We start from the raw sequence: 1,298 nt of genomic DNA, 5'->3' as shown, positions 1-1,298 counted from the left end.
CTACACCCCTGGCGCTGCCCCTATTGTAAGCTCGACAGCTTTCCAAACCGATGACATGCTCTCTACGTTTCAGGTTATCAATGGAATCGATGATGGCCTAGCAGCCGAACTCTATTCAGAAAGGTACCACACTTTCTCATCTGTAAAGACCTGTCAACCCCAAACTCGTTACCGACAGCTTCGTACCTCAAGCAGGGCCAGTACCCTCGATGGAGGACATCTTTGGGGATGCAGCAACTGGCGGCTCAACTCCTACTCCAGTTGCCGCACAGCCTGAAGGTCAACGACTCTTTCTTGAGACCGACGCTGGTGCTGGCCGGTCCGACTATGTCGATTTAGCAGGCTTCGTTCAACAAGCACAGCCTCCAGCTGACCTAGCAACGGACAATGAGCCGGTCCCTACGACACCTACGGTTTCTGTCCAGCCAGCGGAACCTATCACACAACCAGGCGCGACTGCCGTCATGCAGCCAACAAATATTCAGCCTACAGAACCTCCTAGTCCTACACCAGTCCGCAAGGGTACAGACTTTGCTGACCCAGACGACAGTTTCGTTGGGAGCAACTACGTTGACCTCGCCAACTACGTTCAGCAGGCAACTCCACCAGCAGACCTACAGAAGAGCGATTCACCCTCCAGCCCTACTGGCAATCCTCACCCAGCTCAACATGGTGGATCCTTTGGCGAGCTTAGTCCAAGTCCTCTCGCACTGCAACCACACACAACTACAACAAACTCTCTCAGTCCAACTCCTCAGCCTACCGCAGGCGGATCTTTTGGCGATCTCAGTCCAAGCCCTCTTGCGCAAGGGAGCGACCCAACAGGGCCAAGCCCACTTGCCGCTTCCGCTTCGCCAAAGCAACTTCCAAAGAAGCTTCCCCCTGCCAATTCACAACCTGTCGCAAACCTTTCAGATGTAGTAGCGGATGTTGCTACCACCTCAGCTCTGCCTTCAAACTACGATGGCCTGAGCAAAGTCTCTGTGAAGGGCAATCCAAAGGGAGCTGGAAACTATAACACAATCCCAAAGAGACTCGCTGACCCTAAGACAGTGCAGCCTGTAGCAAAGCTACCCCCAGTTGCGAAGCTGCCACCCAATGCCGAAGAACCAACGTCGCAGTACGCCAACCTTGCTGCAATTGCCAGCCAGCCATCTGCACCATTCTCCGACCCTTCACCCCAAGCACAGTACGCCAACCTAGCCGACATTGCCAAGCAACCCACAGCTATGAGCACTCAACCAACGAATGAGTATGGCTCCCTTGCTGCCGCCAACGAACCAGCCAAACACCAAAAC

1 protein-coding gene is annotated in these 1,298 nt (G+C 54.3%); it reads left to right on the top strand.

Annotated elements, in window-relative coordinates:
• Positions 1-1,052: 1,052 nt before the first annotated feature.
• A partial coding sequence (locus V6D20_20195) for a hypothetical protein (GenBank protein ID HEY9818100.1) occupies positions 1,053-1,298 on the top strand: 246 nt, incomplete at its 3' end.

The organism is Candidatus Obscuribacterales bacterium (assembly GCA_036703605.1).
GTDB lineage: Bacteria > Cyanobacteriota > Cyanobacteriia > RECH01 > RECH01 > RECH01.
This window is presented reverse-complemented; position numbering and strand designations above follow the sequence as displayed.